Below are 18,609 nucleotides of genomic sequence, written 5' to 3' on the forward strand. Positions count from 1 at the left end.
AGCGCACGAAGATCCGGCGTGGACAGCGCGCGCCATTCGCTTCAATCCAGACCGCGCAGCGCGGGCGGCACCGCGTACTCGCGGCCGTCGTAATACAGGCGTTCGCGGCTTTTGCGCGCGGGGCTTTCGACGTTCGAACACTGCCCGTCGCTTGCTTGTTCGTTGCGATGGGCGCTGGCGCTGCTGGCCACCAGCAGGCCGGCGTAACCGTGATCGCGCTTGCCGTCGATGGCGACGGTGCGCTGCACGCTTTCGAACTCGCCCGCGCACTGCGTGTCCCATTCGCCGCGATCCAGCGCGACCTGCAGCCGGCTCAGCACCGGACGCAGGCGGGCGCCGTCGGGCACGTACAGGCTCAAGGAGGTGCTGCTGTAGGGATTGGCGCGCGAGGCGCCGGTGTAGCTCACGCGCAGGCCGAAGGCGGTGGTGCGCTCGTCGAGACGGTAGCGCGCGGTGTCCAGGCTCAGGCCGCTGACCCGGATCGCGTCGGAGTCCAGCGCATTGGCCTCGCGGTAGCGCTGCAGGATTCGGGGGCGCGCGGAGTCGGCGACCAGCAGCTCCAGATCGGCCGGTTCCACCTCGAGGTCGGTGGCGGCTTCGTGTTGCAGCTTGAGCGCCAGCAGGGTCTTGTCCGGCGCGGCCGGCCAGACCTTGCAGACCACCTCGCCGAGGTTGATCCAGCGCGCGGGCGATTCCGGCAGGCGCAACAGTTCGCCGTTGTCGCCGTTGTCGCCGGTTTCGCCTTGCGCGCCGGGATAGGCGGCCTGGAGCAGCTCGTAGACGCGCGACTGGCAGTCGGCGGCCATCGCCGGCAGCGGCGCTGCCATCGACAAGAGAGACAGCAGCAGGCAACGGCGGGCGGCGCGCATCACGTCATCCATATCAGGCTGGCCATGCGCCCGCCGCGTTGGTCGCGGCGGTGCGAATAGAAGCGTTTCGGGTCGGAGATCGTGCTCAGCCCGCCGCCATACACCCGGGCGGAATCCAGGCCGGCCGCGACCAGGCGGCGGCGCGCGAGCGCGTACAGATCGACGCGCCAATGTTCGGCGCGGGTGGCGACGAAGGCCTCGGTGGCACCGGGGTCCTGGGCGACGAAGGCTTCGAAGACCTCGGCGCCGATCTCGTAATCCCGCGGGCCCGCCGCCGGTCCCAACCAGGCGCGCAGCCGCGCCGGCGGCGTGCGCAGGGCCGCGACCGTGGCTTCGAGCACGCCCGCGGCCAAACCGCGCCAGCCCGCGTGCGCGGCGCCCACTTCGCTGCCGTCGTCGGCCGCGAACAGCACCGGCAGACAGTCGGCGGTGAGGATGGCGAGCACGCAGCCGGGCGTGGCGGTCACCGAGGCGTCGGCCTCGGGTTCGTCGGCGCTGGAATCCGCCTCGCCCTCGAAGCGCGCCACCTCGACGCCATGCACCTGACGCAGCCAGCGCGGCGGCGACGGCAGCGCGGCGTGTTCGATCAGCGCGGCGCGGTTGCGCAGTACCGCATCGGTCTCGTCGCCGGCGCGCAGGCCGAGGTTGAAGCGGTCGAACGGCGGCGCCGATACGCCCGGGCCCGTGCGCAGCGTGGTGAAGCCGCGCACGTTGGCCGGCGCGGGCCAGTCGGCTTGCAGCCAGGCGTCGCCGTCGCGCATGGCTCAGCGCGCCTTTTCGGCGGCCGCGACGGTGTCGTCGTGCAGGGTCTTGATCAACGCGCGCATGTCGGCCGGCACCGGCGCGCTGCAACGCACCGGTTCGCCGGTCACCGGATGCACGAACTCCAGGGTTTCGGCGTGCAGGGCCTGGCGGCGGAAACCGCGCAGGGCCTCGATCAACTCGGGGGTGGCGCCGCGCGGCAGCTTGAGCGGGCCGCCGTACAGCGGATCGCCGATGATCGGGTGCTTGAGGTGGGCCATGTGCACGCGGATCTGGTGGGTGCGCCCGGTCTCGAGCCGGCACTCCAGCAGGGTGTGGGCGCGGAAGCGCTCGCGCAGACGGTAGTGGGTGACCGCGTCGCGGCCGTCCTCGCGTACCGCCATGCGGATGCGGTCGCGCGGATGGCGGTCGATCGGGGCGTTAGCGGTGCCGCCGGAGACCAGCGCGCCCACCACCACGGCCAGGTACTGGCGATGCACCTCGCGCGAGGACAGCTGCTCGACCAGGGCGGTGTGCGCCGGCAGGGTGCGCGCCACCACCATCACGCCCGAGGTGTCCTTGTCGAGGCGGTGGACGATGCCCGCGCGCGGCAGCGCGGCCAGGCCGGGGTCGCGGTGCAGCAGGGCGTTGACCAGGGTGCCGGCCGGATTGCCGGCGCCCGGGTGCACGACCAGGCCGGCCGGCTTGTCGATCACGATCACGTGCTCGTCTTCGTACAGCACGTCCAGCGCGATGTCCTCGGGCTCGGAATGGGTCTGGATGTCGAGCACGGCGGTCAGGGTGACGGTCTCGCCGCCGCGCACCGGATCGCGCGGGCGGACTTCGCGGCCGTCGAGGCGGGCATCGCCGGACTTGATCCAGGCGGCCAGCCGGGAACGCGAATAGTCCGGGAACAGCTCGGCCAGGACCGCGTCGAATCGGCGCCCGGCGGCGCTGTCGGGCACGGTGGCCTGGAGGGGGTTTACGGACTCGTTCATCGGATGGGCAGGATTCAGGGGCTGGGCGCGGGGACTGCTATTATCGGCGCTTCGTGCCTCCGGCGCCCGCGAACCCTGCCATGACCCTTCGTTTCGCCCGTTCACACCGTCTCGTCCGACTGCTGTCCCTGCTGCTGATCGTGGTCCTCGCCGGTACTGGCTGCGGCCGGTTGGGCAAGATGTTCAAGGACAAGGACGCGGACGAGGGCCAGCCGGTGGAGGCGTTGTACGACAAGGCCCACACCTCGATGACCAACGGCAACTGGGCCGCCGCCGAGAGCACCTTCAAGCGTCTGGTCGCCCAGTACCCCTACGGCCCCTACACCGAACAGGCCCTGGTCGAGACCGCCTACGCCCAGTTCAAGTCCGGCAAGCACGACGACGCGATCAGCAGCATCGACCGCTTCATCCGTACCTACCCGACCCACCGCTACGCCTCCTACATGTACTACCTGCGCGGCCTGGTGAACTCCAGCCGCGACACGGTGTTCCTGCAGCGCGTGTGGCGCCTGGACTCCAGCCGCCGCGACCTGGCCACGCCGATGCAGGCCTACAACGACTTCTCGATCGTGGCCGATCGCTATCCGAACAGCCGCTACGCCGCCGATGCGCGCCAGCGCATGATGGCGCTGCGCGACACCTTCTCGCGCCACGAGCTCGACGTCGCCCTGTACTACCTGCGCCGCACCGCCTATGTGGCCGCGGCCGAGCGCGCCAAGTACCTGCTCGAGACCTACCCGCAGAGCAAGTACCAGAACGACGCCGTCGCCACCCTGGCCGTGGCCTACGCCGGCCTGGGCAACGAGACCCTGGCCGCCGACGCCAAGCGCGTGCTGCAGCAGAACGACCCCAACCACCCGTATCTGCAGAGTGGCGAGTGGCCGGACTATCCGGGCAACTGGCGCAAGCTCAACCCGTTCGCGGGCGAGAAGTCGGCGCTGGACAACCAGGACCGCAAGGCGAACTAAGCCTGCGACCGCGCCGGGATACGACAGACGCCGCCTTCGGGCGGCGTCTGCGTTTGCGGGGTGTGGTGGGCGGATTCGGGATCGTCGCGCCGACGGCTTTGGCGGCATGGCGCTGAAGTCACCGGATCCCCGCCTTCGCGGGGATGACGAGCAAAAGAGAAAGACCTCCCCAACCCGCCGACAGCGCGGTTGCCGTGCCATTGCCATTGCCATTGCCATTGCCGTTGCCGTTGCCGTTGCCGTTGCCGTTGCCGTTGCCGTTGCCGTTGCCGTTGCCGTTGCCGTTGCCGCGGCAATTGAATCCATAGCATCGAACTCGCCCAGCCTCCACTCAGACCCGGAGGGCGGCGCGCAGGACGCGCGCCGTTTTTCGATAGGACAAGGATGTCCTATCGAAAAATCCCGGCGCACACCCCGCTCTCGCAGGGGAGGTTTGGCGAGACCCTGCCCTTCTCTTTGGTTACTTTCTCTTGGGCAAGCAAGAGAAAGTGACTCGCACGCGCAGCGGGCGAAAGCCGTTGACCTTGCTAACCACCATTCGCCAAAACACGCGGCGAAGCGCTTAAATCACTGGATCCCCGCCTTCGCGAGGATGACGAATCGGGGTCTGCGCTGACTGCTGTTTGTCGCCCGCGCTTCGGGGCGTGACGTATCGGGTTGCGCAGCGCATCGTTCTGTCGTCTACGCGCGAACCGCAGCGCGCGCGCTGGCGCGTTTACATGCGCTGCACGCCCAACACCACGTTGAGGCGGCGCACCTTGCGCATCACATCGGCGAGGTGGCGGCGGTCGCCGACCTCGATCGAGAAACGCATGATCGCGATGTTGGAGTCGCGCTCCAGATACTCGACGCGGTCGATGTTGGACTCGGCCTCGGCGATCGCCGCGGCGACCTGGGCCAGCGCGCCGGGGCGGTTGTCGACCTCGATGCGCAGCGCGGCGCCGAAATCGCCGCTGACCTGGCGGTCCCAACCGATCGCGACCCAGCGGTCGGGCGACTTGCGGTAGTCGGCGACGTTGGGACAGTCCAGGCGGTGCACCACGATGCCCTTGCCGGCGGTGTGGTAGCCCATGATTTCGTCGCCGGGCAAGGGCAGACAACAGTTGGCGAAGCTGATCACGCCGCGCTCGGCGCCGGTGATCAGGATCTTGTCCTCGGTCATGCGCGGGCGGTCGATCGCGCGACCGCGCGGCTTGCCCGGGGTCTCGCGCGCGAGCGCCAGCGCGACCTGGTTGGGCATGCGATTGCCCAGGGCGATGTCGGCCAGTAGGGCCTCCAGGCGCGGGTAGCGGCTCTCGCCCAGATAGGCTTCCAGCCGCAGCGCCGGCACCCGGTCCAGCGAGGTCTCCAGCGCTTCCAGCGCGCGGTCGAGCATGCGGTGGCCGAGTTGGACCGCGTCCTCGTGTTCGAGCTGCTTGAGCTGCTGGCGGATCGAGGTGCGGGCCTTGCCCGAGACCACGAACTCCAGCCACTGCGGCTTCGGCGTCGAGGACTTGGCGGTGATGATCTCCACGCGCTGGCCGCTGGCCAGCTTGGTGCGCAACGGCACCAGCTTGCCGTCGACGCGCGCGGCGACCGCGCGGTTGCCGACGTCGGTGTGCACGGCGTAGGCGAAATCCAGCGCGGTCGAATTGCGCGGCAGCGAGAGGATGTCGCCCTTGGGCGTGAACAGGTAGACCTCGTCCGGGAACAGGTCGACCTTGACGTTCTCCAGGAACTCCAGCGAGGAGCCGGTCGAACGCTGCGACTCGACCAGGCTGGCGATCCAGCTGTGGGCGCGGGTCTGGGCGCTGTTGGGGCCTTCGCCGCCGTGCTTGTAGGACCAGTGCGCGGCGATGCCGCGCTCGGCGATCAGGTCCATCTCCTCGGTGCGGATCTGCACCTCCACCGGCGAGCCGTAGGGGCCGAACAGCACGGTGTGCAGCGACTGGTAGCCGTTGGCCTTGGGGATGGCGATGAAGTCGCGGAAGCGCGAGTCCAGCGGTTTATAGGCCGAATGCACCACGCCCAGCGCGTGATAACAGTCCGGCACGCTCTTGACCACGACGCGGAAGCCGAACACGTCCATGACCTGGGTGAAGCTTTTATGTTCGTGGTGCATCTTGGTGTAGATGCTCCACGGCGATTTGACCCGGCTGATCAGGCGGTGCTGCAGTTTTTCCTTGGCCAGGCGCTGGGCCAGGTGCGCCTCGATCTGCACCAGCGATTCGCGCCGCACCACCGGCTGGGTGCGGATGCGCTTCTCGATCACCGCGTGGCGCCAGGGATGCAGGGCGCGGAAGCCCAGGTCCTGCAGCTCGGCCTTGATCAGGTTCATGCCCAGGCGCTGCGCGATCGGGGCGTAGATCTCCAGGGTTTCCAGGGCGATGCGCTCGCGCGCCTCGGCGCTCTGCGCGCCCAGGGTGCGCATGTTGTGCAGGCGGTCGGCGAGCTTGATCAGGATCACGCGCAGGTCGCGCGCCATCGCCAGCAGCATCTTGCGGAAGCTCTCCGCGGCCGCTTCCTGGCGGTCGCGGAACTGCAGCTTGTCCAGCTTGGTGACGCCGTCGACCAGCTCGGCCACGGTCTCGCCGAACTCGGTCGCCAGGCCCTCGCGGGTCAGCGGAGTGTCTTCGATGGTGTCGTGCAGGATCGCCGCGATCAGGGTCTCGACGTCCAGGCCCTGGTCCGCCAGCACCTTGGCCACCGCCACCGGATGGGTGATGTAGGGCTCGCCCGACTTGCGGGTCTGGCCGGCGTGCGCGGCGGCGCCGATCGCCCAGGCGCGCCGCAATACCTGGCGCTGCGCCTCGGGCAGGTAATGCGCGGATTGCTCGAACTCGCGCACATAGTCCGGCAGGTCCGCGTCGTCGTGGGCGGGAACCGGATAGGACTGCAGCGCGGGCTCGGCGGGGGTCATAGGGGCAATCTACGCGGGCGGCGGCGCGGCTTGCAACGCGGTCGCATGCGAATCCGCCGCCGGAAACATGAATATGGTGGCGATTATCGGAATCCGTATGTGGAAGGCCGGTATTCCGGGGCTAAGGGAAGACCCGTTCGCGGCGGCCGCGACTGCACTCCCCTGCTTCCTGTGGGAGCGGCGTAAGCCGCGATCGCGCGGTCCCGACCCGGGATTCAATCGCGGCTTACGCCGCTCCCACATCAAGCCCGGAAACCGACGCCACAGCCGCCAAGGCGCCGCAATCGCATCCGCATACGAAAACGGCCCCGCCGAGGCGGAGCCGTTGGTCTCGCGGGCGCGGCCCTGAGGCCGCGGCCGGGATCAGTCGTCGCCCTTGGACAGGTCGTCGTCCGCGACCACTTCGGCGGCGGCCCATTCCAGCGCCTCGCGCTCCTTGCGCTCGCGCTCGGACTTCTCGACCGCGTCGATGTATTCGGGGTTGATCTGGCGCGCGGCGATTTCGCGCAGCGCCAACACGGTCGGCTTGTCGTTGGCTTCGCTGTTGTCCAGCTGCGGCTCGACGCCGTTGGCCAGCTGACGGGCGCGCTTGGCGGCCAGCATGACGAGTTCGAAGCGGTTATCGACCACTTCCAGGCAATCTTCGACGGTAATGCGGGCCATGGGGCTCCTGGCGGCCGGTGCGGCCGTCTTTACAGCGGATGGGGACCGGGAAGTTTAGCCCCGCCCGCGGTCCAGAGCAAGATTCGGGCCCTTTCGGCAATAAGAATCAATCACTTAACCACGCCACAGCGGTGCGGCAACTGTAGGAGCGGCGCAAGCCGAGACCGCGTCCATGGGCTACGGCGTCACTACGGGTAGGTCCAGGGGCCGCCGGGTCGCGGCTCACGCCGCTCCTACTCCCAGGCGGAAAGGCCGGCCTACCTCACTCAGCCCTCGTCGGCGAGCAGGGCGGTGATTAGGCGCGAATGGCGCGCCACCTGCGGATCGCGGCGCAGCCGGCTGGCGACGAAGATCGCGCACATCTCGTCGACCGCGGTGTCGAAGTGCTCGTTGACGATCACGTAGTCGAATTCGCCGTAATGCGACATCTCCTCGCGCGCGGCGGCGAGCCGCTGCTGGATGACTTCCTCGCTGTCTTGCCCGCGCGTGCGCATGCGCGATTCCAGGGCCTGGCGCGACGGCGGCAGGATGAACACGCTGACCGCGCCGGGCACCTTGTTGCGGACCTGGCGCGCGCCCTGCCAGTCGATCTCCAGCAGCACGTCGCGGCCACTGGACAGCTGCGGCTCCACCGATTGGCGCGCGGTGCCCTTCCAGTCGCCGTGCACGCGCGCGTGCTCGAAAAAGTCGCCCGCCTCGACCATGCCCTCGAACTCCTCGGCGCTGACGAAGTGGTAGTGCTCGGCGTGGCGCTCGCCCGGCCGCGGCTGGCGCGAGGTGAACGAGATCGACAGGCTGATGTTCGGATCGCGGGCCAGCACCGCATTGACGATGCTGGATTTTCCGGCGCCCGAAGGGGCTGCGACGATGTAGAGGGTTCCGCGCATTAGGCTGGGATTCGTGATTGGGGATTCGGGATTAGCAACGGCAAACCAGCAGCGGGATCAGAGCGTTCGGCCGATTCGCGATGGCTTTGGCCAATCTCGAATCCCCAATCCCGAATCCCGGCCCTATTCGATGTTCTGGATCTGCTCGCGGACCTGATCGATCAGCACCTTCAGCTCCACCGCCGCCGCCGAACTGCGCGCGTCGACCGACTTGGAACCCAGGGTGTTGGCCTCGCGGTTGAATTCCTGCAGCAGGAAATCCAGTCGACGACCGACCGCCTCGCGCAGTTTGAGCACGCGGCGGGCTTCGGCGACATGGGAATCGAGCCGATCCAGCTCCTCGTCCACGTCCAGCTTCTGCAGCCACAGCACCAGTTCCTGCTCGACCCGGCCCTGATCGAAACCGCCGACGCCGCTGGACTGCGCCAGATCGGCCAAGCGCGCCTCCAGCTTGGTGCGCTGACCGGTGCGGATGCCCGGCATCATGCCGCGCACGTCGGCGGCGATCGCGGCGATGCCGTCGACGCGCTCGGCGATCACCGTCGCCAGCTTGGCGCCCTCGCGCTCGCGCGCGGCCAGGAATTCGTCCAGCACGCCGTCCAGCAGATCCAGCGCGGCGGCCTGCAGCGCGGCCTGGTCGGTGGCCGGGGTCTGCAGCACGCCCGGGAACTGCAGCAGGTCGGTGAGTTCGGTGCGCAGGCCGGGGAAGCGCGCCTGCAGGTCGATCGCCAGATCGCCCAGTTCGCGCAGGCGGCTGGGGTTGAGCTGCAGCGCGGCGGCGCCCTCGGGCGCGCGCAGGCGCAGCACGAAATCGAGCTTGCCGCGGCTGACGCGGCTGGCGATGCGTTCGCGCAGCGCCGGTTCCAGCGCGCGCAGCTCGTCGGGCAGGCGCAGGCCCAGCTCCAGGAAGCGGTGGTTGACCGAGCGCAGCTCGCAGCCGAGCGTGCCCCATTCGGTGACGCGTTCGCCGCTGGCGAAGGCGGTCATGCTGCGGATCATGCGGTGGTCCAAGGCCTACAGGGAGCGAATGGTAAACTCGCCGGCCACCAAAACGGTAACTCATGGCCATGACCGGCACTTCCGCCGCCCCCACCGACGCCTTCGCGCGTCCCAGCGGGCGCACGCCCGGGCAGATGCGCGAAGTCCGCATCGAACGCGCTTATACCGCCCACGCCGAAGGCTCGGTGCTGGTCAGCTTCGGCCAGACCCGCGTGCTGTGCACCGCCAGCGTCGAAAACAAGGTGCCGGCCTTCCTGCGCGGCAAGGGCGAAGGCTGGGTCACCGCCGAGTACGGCATGCTGCCGCGCGCCACCCACACCCGCAGCGACCGCGAGGCCGCGCGCGGCAAGCAGGGCGGGCGCACCCTGGAAATCCAGCGCCTGATCGGCCGCGCCCTGCGCGCCTGCATCGACCGCAAGGCCCTGGGCGAGCGCACCATCACCCTGGACTGCGACGTGCTGCAGGCCGATGGCGGCACCCGCACCGCCGCGATCACCGGCGCCTATGTGGCCCTGGTCGACGCGGTGCGCTGGCTGCAGGCGCGCCGCGAGATCGCCAAGGACCCGATCTTCGGCGCGGTCGCGGCGGTCTCGGTCGGCGTCTACCGCGGCGTGCCGGTGCTGGACCTGGACTACGCCGAGGACAGCGACTGCGACACCGACATGAACGTGGTCATGAACGACGGCGGCGGCTTCATCGAGCTGCAGGGCACCGCCGAGGGCCATGCGTTCCGGCGCGAGGAACTCGACGGCCTGCTAGGCTTGGCCGAGGCCGGCATCGCCGAACTGATCCAGCACCAGCGCGACGCCCTGGCGCGATGAGCGAGACGGCGATGCGACGCACACTGGGCAGCCTGACCCTGGTCGTGCGCGACTACGATGAGGCGATCGCCTACTACACCGGTGCGCTCGGCTTCGTCCTGCTCGAAGATATCGACCAGGGCGGCGGCAAGCGTTGGGTGCGGGTGTCGCCCTCGCCGGGCAATGAGACCGCCCTGCTGCTGGCCCAGGCCGTCGGCGACGAGCAGCAGGCCGCGATCGGCCACCAGACCGGCGGCCGGGTCGGCTTCTTCCTGCACACCGACGACTTCGCCCGCGACCACGCCGCGATGAGCGCGCAGGGCGTGCGCTTCATGGAGGCGCCGCGCCACGAGGCCTACGGCACCGTGGCGGTGTTCGAGGACCTGTACGGCAACCGCTGGGATCTGTTGGAGCTGAAGCGATGAAACTGGTGCTGGCCAGCAGCAATCCAGGCAAGTTGGTCGAACTGCGCGAACTGCTGGCCGACACCGGCATCGAGCTGGTCGCGCAGAGCGATCTGGGCGTGGAAGACGCCGAGGAAACCGCCAGCACCTTCGTCGAGAACGCGCTGCTCAAGGCGCGCCACGCCTGCGCGATCACCGGGCTGCCGGCGCTGGCGGACGATTCGGGCATCTGCGTCGACGCCCTGGGCGGCGCGCCGGGCCTGTATTCGGCGCGCTATTCGGGCGTGCACGGCGACGCCCAGGCCAATATCGACAAACTGCTGCTGGCGATGAAGGACGTGCCCGAAGGCCAGCGCGCCGCGCATTTCTACGCCGTGATCGTGCTGCTGCGCCATCCCGGCGATCCGCAGCCGATCATCGCCGAGGGCGTGTGGCCGGGCCGGATCATCGACCAGCGACGCGGCACCGGCGGTTTCGGCTACAACCCGGTGTTCCTAGACCCCGACTACGGCCTGACCGCGGCCGAGATGGACACCGAGCTGAAGAATCGCCTCAGCCACCGCGGCCGCGCCCTGGCGGCGCTGCGCGAGAAGTTGCTCGACGCGATACGTTAAGCACCATTCCGCGTTGCGCTGGCGGCTTTGCCCGCGGATCGACGCGCAGGTAGGCGCAGCGACCCTGTCCCGGCGCCGTCTCGGCCGCTTCGCGGTGCATGCAGGCACGACCAGTAAGGCCCGGCGCCGGAACGCGGCAGGCGTCACCGGCCGACGAACGCCACCCGCGTATCCTCTTCGCCAGCGCGCGGCTGCCCCGGGCCGACGCGTCCGCCCCATCCCACCGACCCGATCCGCATGCCGCCTTCCTTCCCGCTCCGCCCCGCCGCGCTGGCCCTGACCGGCGCGCTGCTCCTGACCGCCTGCAGCTCCCTGGACGGCCTGTCGCCGCTGACCTGCAGCCGCAACGAGATCCGCGAACAGGGCGACGCCACGCCCGCGCAGCGCCGCTACGCGTTCCCGTTCCGGATCGAGTACGAACAGGACGGCCGCCGCGGGGTGGTCGAAAACAGCCTGATCTGCGTTTATCGCGGCCGCGAGTACCTGGGCGACTGCGACAACGCCAACCGCTGGAGCATGTCCCTGGCCCAAGGCCGCGGCCTGTACGTGGGCCTGGGCGCGCCGCGCAAGGACCGCCAGGTCGCCTACGACCCCGGCGATTGCGAACTGCTGGTCAACCATGGCCAGGACCAGCCCTCCTACGTGGCGATCGGCCCGGACGCCGGCGAAGCCGACGACGCGGCCCTGCTGGATGCGCTGTCGATGCGCCGCGACTACGGCATCCGCATCGTCGACTACCGCATCGACCTCGGCGCGCGCCAGCCGCGCGCCGCCCGCTAAGCCGATGCTGTCGCTGCCTCCCCTGTCGCTGTACGTGCACCTGCCCTGGTGCGTGCGCAAATGCCCCTACTGCGACTTCAACTCGCACGAGGGCCGCGGCCCGCTGCCGTTCGCGGACTACGTCGACGCCCTGCTCGCCGACCTGGATCACGACCTGCCCCTGGTCTGGGGCCGCACCGTGCAGACCGTTTTCTTCGGCGGCGGCACGCCCAGCCTGTTCCCGCCCGAGGCCATCGACCGTTTCCTCCAGGCTGCGAGCGCGCGTCTGCGCTTCGCGCCGGGCTGCGAGATCACGCTGGAAACCAACCCCGGCACCGCCGAACACGGCCGCTTCGAGCTCTACCGCGGCGCCGGCGTGAACCGCCTGAGTTTCGGCATCCAGAGCTTCGACGACGGCTGCCTGCGCCGCCTCGGCCGCATCCACGACAGCGGTGAGGCCGAAGCGGCGGTCAAGCTGGCCCAGGACGCCGGCTACGACAACCTCAATCTCGACCTGATGTACGCCCTGCCCGAGCAAAGCCTGGCCATGGCCGAGCGCGACCTGGAGCGCGCGTTCGCGCTGCAGCCCGCGCACGTCTCGCACTACCAGCTCACTCTGGAGCCGAACACGGTGTTCGCCGCGCGCCCGCCGCAGGGCATCCCCGACGACGACGGCGCCTGGGACATGCAGGAGCATTGCCAGGCCCTGTTGGCCGCGCACGGCTACGCCCAGTACGAAGTCAGCGCCTACGCGCGCCCGGGCCGGCGCTGCGCGCACAACGTCAATTACTGGCGCTACGGCGATTACCTGGGCATCGGCGCCGGCGCCCACGGCAAGATCACCCTGGGCGCCGAGCAGGCGGTGCTGCGGCGCTGGAAGCTCAAGCATCCGACCCAGTACCTGGCCCGCGCCGGCAGCGCCGAGGCGATCGGCGGCGACGACCGGATCGGGCTGGAGCGGCGCCCGTTCGAGTTCATGCTCAACGCGCTGCGCCTGGTCGAGGGCTTCGCCCTGAGCGATTTCGAGGCCCGCACCGGCCTGCCCGAGGCCAGCATCGCCGCGCCGCTGCAGGCCGCCTACGCCCAGGGCTGGCTGGAGCGCGACGGCGCGCGCGTGCGCCCGACCGAGCTGGGCCGGCGCTACACCAACGACGTGATCGCGCTGTTCCTGGAGGACTGAGCGCCCGCATCCGCGCGCGTTTCGCGCGCCCGTCGTGCTGTCCCGCAGCATGGCGCCCGACTGTCGTCCAACGCGCGCTGGCCGCGCCTGCCTCCGGCCCGCGTTCGAATCGGTGGTCGCTCCATTCCGGCCGCTTGGCCGCGACAGGGCTGGCGGGTCTCAAGGGGGCGTGATTAGATCGCCCGATTCGGTATTGGTGAGTCCTGCATGTCCGCGACGTTCGAACCGCTAGGCAAATCGTTTCCGCGGCCCACGCTGGCCTCCGCGGCGATGCCCAAGCGCGTGCGGCGGGTGCTGGAGCATCTGTACGCCCTGGTCTCCGACGAAATGGCGCGGGCGCTGGACCTGATGCTGATCGAGTACGAGCAGCAGCTGTTCCGCCAGGCCGATCAGGCGCGCAACCCCAGCCTGCAGTCGGTGCACCTGGAAACTCTGCGCCTGGTGCGCTTGAACCGGGTCGACCTGGTGCCGCGCTACCTGGTCGGGCTGGAAACCGCGCTGACCAAGGTGCGCGAGCCGGTGGTGGCCGCCGAGGATCAGCAAGCCCTGCCGACCTTCCGCGACCTGCGCCTGGTCGACGATCGCGAAATCGACGAACACACCGCCCTGCGCACGATCGCGACCCGCCAGGAAACGCGCGCCGGCCTGCCGCTGATGCTGCTGGGCCAGCGCTTCGGCGTGCTCGCCGGCGCACCCGCCTACGACGCCGAGCGCCTGCCGCTGGGCCCGCACAGTCTGGGCCGGATCCTGGCCGAGGCCTGCTCGGTGCTGCAGATCGGCCAGGAAGCCAAGCTCGACCTGTACCGGATCTACGACGTGCAAGTGATGGCCGGCTACGCGCAACTGGTCGAAACCATGAATGCCCTGCTGGCGCGCGAGAACGTGCTGCCCAGCCTGTCGTTCGTGCCGATCCGCGCCCGCCCGACTGCGCAGAATGTCGAGCGCGGCGAAGACCCGCGCAGCGCGCGCGAGGACGGCAGTCGCGGGCCGCGCGGCGCGCGCCCGTACACCGCCTGGACCGGCCAGACCGACGTCGCCGCGATCGCGGCCGGCGGCGACGAGGGCGGCGACTACGCCTCGCTGCAGCAACTGCTGTCCGGGCGCCGCGACCTGCTCGGCAAACTGCGCCCCGGCGCGCAGCCTGCCGCGCGCCCGCCGCTGCCCACCGACGACCTCATCGACGCCCTGCGCGCGCTCCAGGCCACGCCCGCGCAGGCCGCGCCGCCGCAGCGCAGCGTCTCCGACCTGCGCCAGACCCTGCTCGCCCAGGCCCGCCAGCAACGCGGCGAGGCCGCGACCCTGTCGCGCGAAGACAGCGACGCTTTCGAGCTGCTGGACCTGTTCTACGGCGAGATCGAGCGCGAACTGCGCGGCGACGCCGCCACCACCGGCCTGCTCGGGCGCTTGCAGGTGCCGCTGCTGCGCCTGGCGCTGCAGGACCGCGCCTTCTTCGTGCGCAGCCAGCATCCGGCGCGCCAGTTGTTGAACGCGGTCGCCGAAGCCGGCGCCAGCTGGATTCCGAAAGAGGAATCCGATCCCCAGCTCAACGAGCAACTGCGGCGCGCGGTCGATCATGTGGTCGAGCACTACGACGGCGACGCCACGGTGTTCGAGGCGGCCAACCAGAGCCTGCAGGACCATCTGCGCACGATGGCGCGCAAGGCCGAAGTCGCCGAACGTCGCCACGTCGAAGCCGCGCGCGGCAAAGAAAAACTGGAGATGGCCAAGCAGCAGGCCGGCGAGGCGATCCAGTCCGCGGTGCACGGCCAGGCCCTGCCCAAGTTCGTGCAGGCGCTGCTGACCCAGGCCTGGTCCGACGTGTTGACCCTGACCCTGCTGCGCCACGGCGAAGAATCGGACGAATGGCGGCGCCAGGTCGAGGCGACCCGCCAGATCGTCGCCGCCAACGTGGTCGGCGCCAGCGAACGGGCGCCCGGCGGACTGGACGGCGATATCGAACACGCCCTGACCCTGGTCGGCTACCACGCCGACGAGGCCAACGCGATTTCGCGCCAGCTCACCGTCGGCGCCACGGCCGCCAACGATGACGTGGCCTCGCGCACCGAGCTGGCGATGAAGCTCAAGGCGCGCGCGCGCCTGGGCGAGGACAACAGCGCGGTCAAGCGCGACCTGCCGCCGCGCGGCGAGCAGGAACAGATCTGCTGGGAGCACATCCGCACCCTGCCCTTCGGCACCTGGTTCGAATTCGTGGTCAATCAGCAGGGCGATGCGGTGCGCAGACGACTGTCGTGGTTCAGCACCGTCACCGACAACGCGCTGTTCGTGAACCAGCGCGGCCAACGCATCGGCGAGCAGTCGCTGGACAGCCTGGCGCGGATGATGGCGCAGGGCCAGGCGCGCGTGGTCACCGCCGAGAAGGGCCGTCTGGTCGATCGGGCCTGGAACGCGGCCCTAGGCGTGCTGCGCGGCTTCGTCGGCGGCCAGAAGACCGAGGAGGCGCAGGCATGAGCGAGGAATTCCGCCGCGTGCGCCGACGCCGGGTGCAGGACACCGTGCAGGTCGTGGACACCATGACCGACGTGGTGATCGGTCAACTCAGCAATCTGTCCGAGACCGGCATGCTGCTGATCGCGAACACGCCGCTGGTCGACGACGCGCTGTACCAGCTGCGCTTCAGTCTGCGCGATGCCCCGCACCACGCTTCGCCGATCGAAGTCGGCGCGCACCTGCTGTGGCAGGACCGCACCAGCATGCCCGGCCAGACCTGGAGCGGCTTCCGCTTCATCACCATGCTCGAGAGCGAGATGCTGCAGCTGCGGCAGTGGCTGGATTCGCCGGGCGGCACTTACGAGTGAGGCGGGTAAGGCAGGAGTGAGCGGGGAGGAGTGAGTAGCGAGCGCGAGGCGCTTGCGACGCGCGCCGCGTTCGATGCGTGGAATGGCGCGACGATGCGGTTCGCCTTCGGCTCACCACATCCTACGTCCGTCGTCCGATTCGGTGGCCTGGCCGGCCCGCCGTAAGGTGCGGTGGCGACCGCACCATCGCCATCGGCCCGAACCGCCGCATCAAGGCGCTCAACGTCGATGGAACGGCACCGGCTCGGGCTGGTGCAGCGCGTAGCCCTGCGCGTAGTCCACGCCCAGCGCGCCCAGCTCCAGCAGGATCTCGTCGCTGGTCACCCACTCGGCGATGATCTTCAAGCCGCGCTGATGGCCGATGTCGGTCACCGCCTTCACGATCGCATGACTCATCGGGTCGGTGAGCAGGTCGCGGATGAAGGCGCCGTCGATCTTGATGATGTCCACCGGCAGATTCTTGAGATAGCCGAACGAGGACATGCCCGCGCCGAAGTCGTCCAGAGCGAAGCGGCAGCCGACCGCGCGCAGGCGCTCGATGAAGCGCGCGACCTGGGCCAGGTTGCGCACCGCCACGGTCTCGGTGATCTCGAAGCAGACCCGCTCGGGTGCGACCGCGTGGCGCTTGAGCAGTTCCAGGATCAGATCGGCCAGGGTCTCGTCCTCGATGCTGGCGCCGGACAGGTTGATCGTCGCCGTGCGCAATTGCGCGCCCGAAGGATGCAGGCGGTCGAAATTGGCCAGCGCGGTTTCGATCACCCAGCGGTCGATCATCGGCATCAGGCCGTAGCGTTCGGCGGCCGGGATGAAAGCGCCGGGCACCACCAGCCGGCCCTCCTCGTCGCGGAAGCGCAGCAGCAGTTCCAGGTGCAGGCCGGATTCGGCGCTGGGCGACAGCGGCCAAACCTCCTGGTACTTGAGCAGCAGGCGGCCCTCGTCGATCGCCCAGCGCAGGCGGTTGGCCCATTCCATCTCGCTGCGCCGGCGCGCGGCGTTGTCGTCGTGCTCGGAATAGAAATGCACGCGGTTGCGCCCGCTCTCCTTGGCCATGTAGCAGGCGGTGTCGGCCTGCGACAGCAGGTCCTTGAGGGTCACGTTGGGCCGGTCCAGCATCACCCCGCCTATGCTCGCGGTGATGGTGTAGGTGCGCTGCTCCCATACGAACACGTAGCCGTCGATGTGCTCGCGCAGGCGTTCGGCGACCAGCGCCGCGCCGGCCTGGTCGTGGACTTCGGTGGCGAGCACGCCGAATTCGTCGCCGCCCAGGCGCGCGAGCACGTCGCCGCCGCGCAGGTGACTGCTCATCATGGTCGCCAACTGGCTCAACAGCTGATCGCCGGCGACGTGGCCGGAGGTGTCGTTGATGAGCTTGAACTGATCCAGGTCGATATACAGCAGCGCGCAGGGCGAACCGCCCGCGGCAACGCCCGCCAGCACGCGCTCGATCCGGCGCTCGAACTCGCGCCGGTTGTAGAGCTCGGTCAGGGTGTCGTGGCTGGCCTGATAGGTCAGCAGTTCGGTGAGCTGGCGCTGCTCGGAAATGTCGGAGGCCACCATCAGCAGCCTGGCGCGCCCCTCCAGGACCACGCTGGTGATCGACACGTTGGCCCAGAAGCGATCGCCGTTGACGCTGCGCAGCATCGCCTCGGCGTTGGCGCAGTCGACCAGATCGGCCGCGCGCAGCTTGTCGCGCAGCAGCGCATCCTCGAACAGCTCCGGCAGCGGTACTTCGTAAACGGTCTCGCCCAGGCGCGCGCGCGAGGCCTGGTTGGCGTAGGAGATGCGGCCGTCGTCGCGGCGCGCCAGCAGCACCAGCGCCGGCAGCAGTTCGTTGAGCGCGCGGAAGCGCTCCTCGCTCTCGCGGTAGCGCCGGCTCATGCGCGAGCCCAGCTCCAGCGCGAGCCGGCGCGTACGCGCGACCGACCACACCAGCAGGGCCAGCAGCACGCTCGCGAGCAGGCCGGGCAACAGAATCCAGTTGCGCTCGCTGGCCACGTCGGCGATCGGCTGCAACGCGTGCATGCGCACCCGCCAGCGGCGGCCGCCGTAGTCGAGCTGGCGTTCGAAGCGATAGCCGGTGTCCGTCGCTGGCGCCGGGCCGGTCGCGAACAGCAGCGCCGCGCCGTCGCTCATGTCGCTGACCTCGACCTGCAGCTCGCGGCGCGCGTCCTCGCTCAGGCTGCCTTCGATCAGTTGCCCGGCATGGAACGAGATCGCGATCGAGCCGCGCATGCGCGCGCGCCGCTGTTGGATATCCAGCGGCGGCGGTCCGGCCGAGAACACCGGCAGGCGCATGGTCACGCCGTCGCGGCGCGGATCGGCCGCGCCCTGCTGGGCCAGGCGGAACGGCGCCGACAGCACCGCCTGGTCGCTATCGCGCGAGCTCAGCACGCCGACCAGGTTGGTCGGTTGCAGATTCACGTCCAGGCCGATCAGGCGCTCGTTGCCGCGCAGCGGCGCGACCAGCTCGGTGATGTAGTGATCGCCGTCCACGCGCGACTCGCGGCGCGAATAGGCCATGGCCTCCAGACTGGGGAAGCGGTCGCGCGGACGCACGTTGGCGTAGAGGTTGGCGTACTCGTCGGCGGTGATCGCGTCCGAGGTCAGGAACAGGGTCTGGACCGAGCGCAGCAGCAGCTCGCAGGACTGCAGGCGGTCGACGATGGCGTGGTAGCCGCGCTCGGCGCTGCTGTCGAGCGCGGCGGTGCGGTCGTCGACCACGCGGCGCTGCTGCGCGCCGCCCAACCACAGGGTCAGGCCGACGCCGAAGGCCAGCGCGAGCAGGCTCCAGGCCCAGGCCGGGATGCCCAGCGGCGCGATCCGCTCGGGCACTCCCCCGCCCGGCGGCTCGGCTGCGCCGCCATAGCGACGAGCGCCGCCCAAGGCGCCGGCCTGCGAGGACGAAGAGACTCCTGATAAATCCCTGGACGTCCCCAAGCGACCCTCCATGATGTCCCACGATCCGGCGATCCTATACCGCGTCGATCTCGTTGAGCTTCGACGTTGCGTTCA

General features: G+C 69.7%; 17 protein-coding genes. 8 read left to right on the plus strand and 9 right to left on the minus strand.

What is annotated here, in order from left to right; genetic code table 11:
• Window positions 1–41: 41 nt before the first annotated feature.
• From ASD69_RS19505 to rluD, 3 genes are read right to left on the minus strand one after another with little or no spacing between them, the layout of a single operon-like run.
• Complete coding sequence (locus tag ASD69_RS19505; protein WP_157499346.1) at window positions 42–869, minus strand: hypothetical protein; 828 nt, start codon at window positions 867–869, stop codon at window positions 42–44.
• Window positions 869–1,630, minus strand: a complete 762-nt coding sequence (pgeF, locus tag ASD69_RS19510; protein ID WP_056182466.1) for a peptidoglycan editing factor PgeF — start codon at window positions 1,628–1,630, stop codon at window positions 869–871. The genes ASD69_RS19505 and pgeF overlap by 1 nt, the downstream gene beginning before the upstream one ends.
• Before the next feature lie 3 nt (window positions 1,631–1,633).
• Entirely contained in the window at window positions 1,634–2,608 is a 975-nt protein-coding gene (gene rluD / locus ASD69_RS19515) for a 23S rRNA pseudouridine(1911/1915/1917) synthase RluD (RefSeq protein WP_056182469.1), read from the minus strand.
• Between the two features lie 80 nt (window positions 2,609–2,688).
• Between rluD and ASD69_RS19520 the strand changes: the two genes are divergently transcribed.
• Window positions 2,689–3,576 (plus strand): outer membrane protein assembly factor BamD, encoded by an 888-nt coding sequence (locus tag ASD69_RS19520; protein WP_056182472.1) that lies wholly within the window; start codon window positions 2,689–2,691, stop codon window positions 3,574–3,576.
• Between the two features lie 118 nt (window positions 3,577–3,694).
• On the opposite strand, the gene ASD69_RS22285 is transcribed toward ASD69_RS19520, so the two are convergent.
• The 5 genes from ASD69_RS22285 to ASD69_RS19540 all read right to left on the minus strand — a co-directional run bounded on the left by ASD69_RS22285 (window position 3,695) and on the right by ASD69_RS19540 (window position 9,024).
• Window positions 3,695–3,907 (minus strand): hypothetical protein, encoded by a 213-nt coding sequence (locus ASD69_RS22285; RefSeq protein WP_162250681.1) that lies wholly within the window; start codon window positions 3,905–3,907, stop codon window positions 3,695–3,697.
• A gap of 384 nt (window positions 3,908–4,291) precedes the next feature.
• Window positions 4,292–6,475 carry a bifunctional (p)ppGpp synthetase/guanosine-3',5'-bis(diphosphate) 3'-pyrophosphohydrolase gene (locus tag ASD69_RS19525; RefSeq protein WP_056182474.1) on the minus strand — a complete coding sequence of 728 codons (2,184 nt, stop codon included), beginning with the start codon at window positions 6,473–6,475 and terminating at the stop codon, window positions 4,292–4,294.
• A gap of 363 nt (window positions 6,476–6,838) precedes the next feature.
• Window positions 6,839–7,138, minus strand: coding sequence for a DNA-directed RNA polymerase subunit omega (gene rpoZ, locus ASD69_RS19530; protein ID WP_055900332.1), 300 nt, complete (start codon window positions 7,136–7,138; stop codon window positions 6,839–6,841).
• A 266-nt stretch (window positions 7,139–7,404) separates the two neighbouring features.
• Window positions 7,405–8,025: a guanylate kinase gene (gene gmk, locus ASD69_RS19535; RefSeq protein WP_056182477.1), complete on the minus strand. Its 621-nt coding sequence runs from the start codon at window positions 8,023–8,025 to the stop codon at window positions 7,405–7,407.
• Between the two features lie 123 nt (window positions 8,026–8,148).
• Window positions 8,149–9,024 carry a YicC/YloC family endoribonuclease gene (locus tag ASD69_RS19540; protein ID WP_056182480.1) on the minus strand — a complete coding sequence of 292 codons (876 nt, stop codon included), beginning with the start codon at window positions 9,022–9,024 and terminating at the stop codon, window positions 8,149–8,151.
• A gap of 68 nt (window positions 9,025–9,092) precedes the next feature.
• On the opposite strand from ASD69_RS19540, the gene rph reads away from it, so the two are divergent.
• From rph to ASD69_RS19575, 7 genes are all read left to right on the plus strand, one after another.
• Window positions 9,093–9,845: a ribonuclease PH gene (gene rph / locus ASD69_RS19545; protein ID WP_056182608.1), complete on the plus strand. Its 753-nt coding sequence runs from the start codon at window positions 9,093–9,095 to the stop codon at window positions 9,843–9,845.
• 11 nt (window positions 9,846–9,856) lie between these two features.
• A complete protein-coding gene (locus tag ASD69_RS19550) occupies window positions 9,857–10,249 on the plus strand; it encodes a VOC family protein (RefSeq protein WP_056182611.1) in 393 nt (130 codons plus the stop codon).
• On the plus strand, window positions 10,246–10,842 hold the full coding sequence (gene rdgB / locus ASD69_RS19555; protein WP_056182482.1) for an RdgB/HAM1 family non-canonical purine NTP pyrophosphatase: 597 nt from the start codon (window positions 10,246–10,248) through the stop codon (window positions 10,840–10,842). Before ASD69_RS19550 ends, rdgB begins: the two co-directional genes overlap by 4 nt.
• Window positions 10,843–11,079: 237 nt before the next feature.
• The gene (locus ASD69_RS19560) at window positions 11,080–11,622 is read left to right on the plus strand and encodes a hypothetical protein (RefSeq protein ID WP_056182485.1); all 543 of its coding nucleotides are present in this window, start codon (window positions 11,080–11,082) and stop codon (window positions 11,620–11,622) included.
• 4 nt (window positions 11,623–11,626) lie between these two features.
• On the plus strand, window positions 11,627–12,781 hold the full coding sequence (hemW, locus tag ASD69_RS19565) for a radical SAM family heme chaperone HemW (protein ID WP_056182488.1): 1,155 nt from the start codon (window positions 11,627–11,629) through the stop codon (window positions 12,779–12,781).
• Between the two features lie 207 nt (window positions 12,782–12,988).
• A complete protein-coding gene (locus ASD69_RS19570; protein ID WP_056182492.1) occupies window positions 12,989–15,250 on the plus strand; it encodes a DUF1631 domain-containing protein in 2,262 nt (753 codons plus the stop codon).
• Window positions 15,247–15,597: a PilZ domain-containing protein gene (locus ASD69_RS19575; protein ID WP_056182494.1), complete on the plus strand. Its 351-nt coding sequence runs from the start codon at window positions 15,247–15,249 to the stop codon at window positions 15,595–15,597. Before ASD69_RS19570 ends, ASD69_RS19575 begins: the two co-directional genes overlap by 4 nt.
• Window positions 15,598–15,816: 219 nt before the next feature.
• On the opposite strand, the gene ASD69_RS19580 is transcribed toward ASD69_RS19575, so the two are convergent.
• The gene (locus tag ASD69_RS19580) at window positions 15,817–18,429 is read right to left on the minus strand and encodes an EAL domain-containing protein (protein WP_235567273.1); all 2,613 of its coding nucleotides are present in this window, start codon (window positions 18,427–18,429) and stop codon (window positions 15,817–15,819) included.
• Window positions 18,430–18,609: the final 180 nt, after the last annotated feature.

Origin of the sequence: Lysobacter sp. Root604 (assembly GCF_001427505.1) — a bacterium.
Taxonomy (GTDB): domain Bacteria; phylum Pseudomonadota; class Gammaproteobacteria; order Xanthomonadales; family Xanthomonadaceae; genus Lysobacter.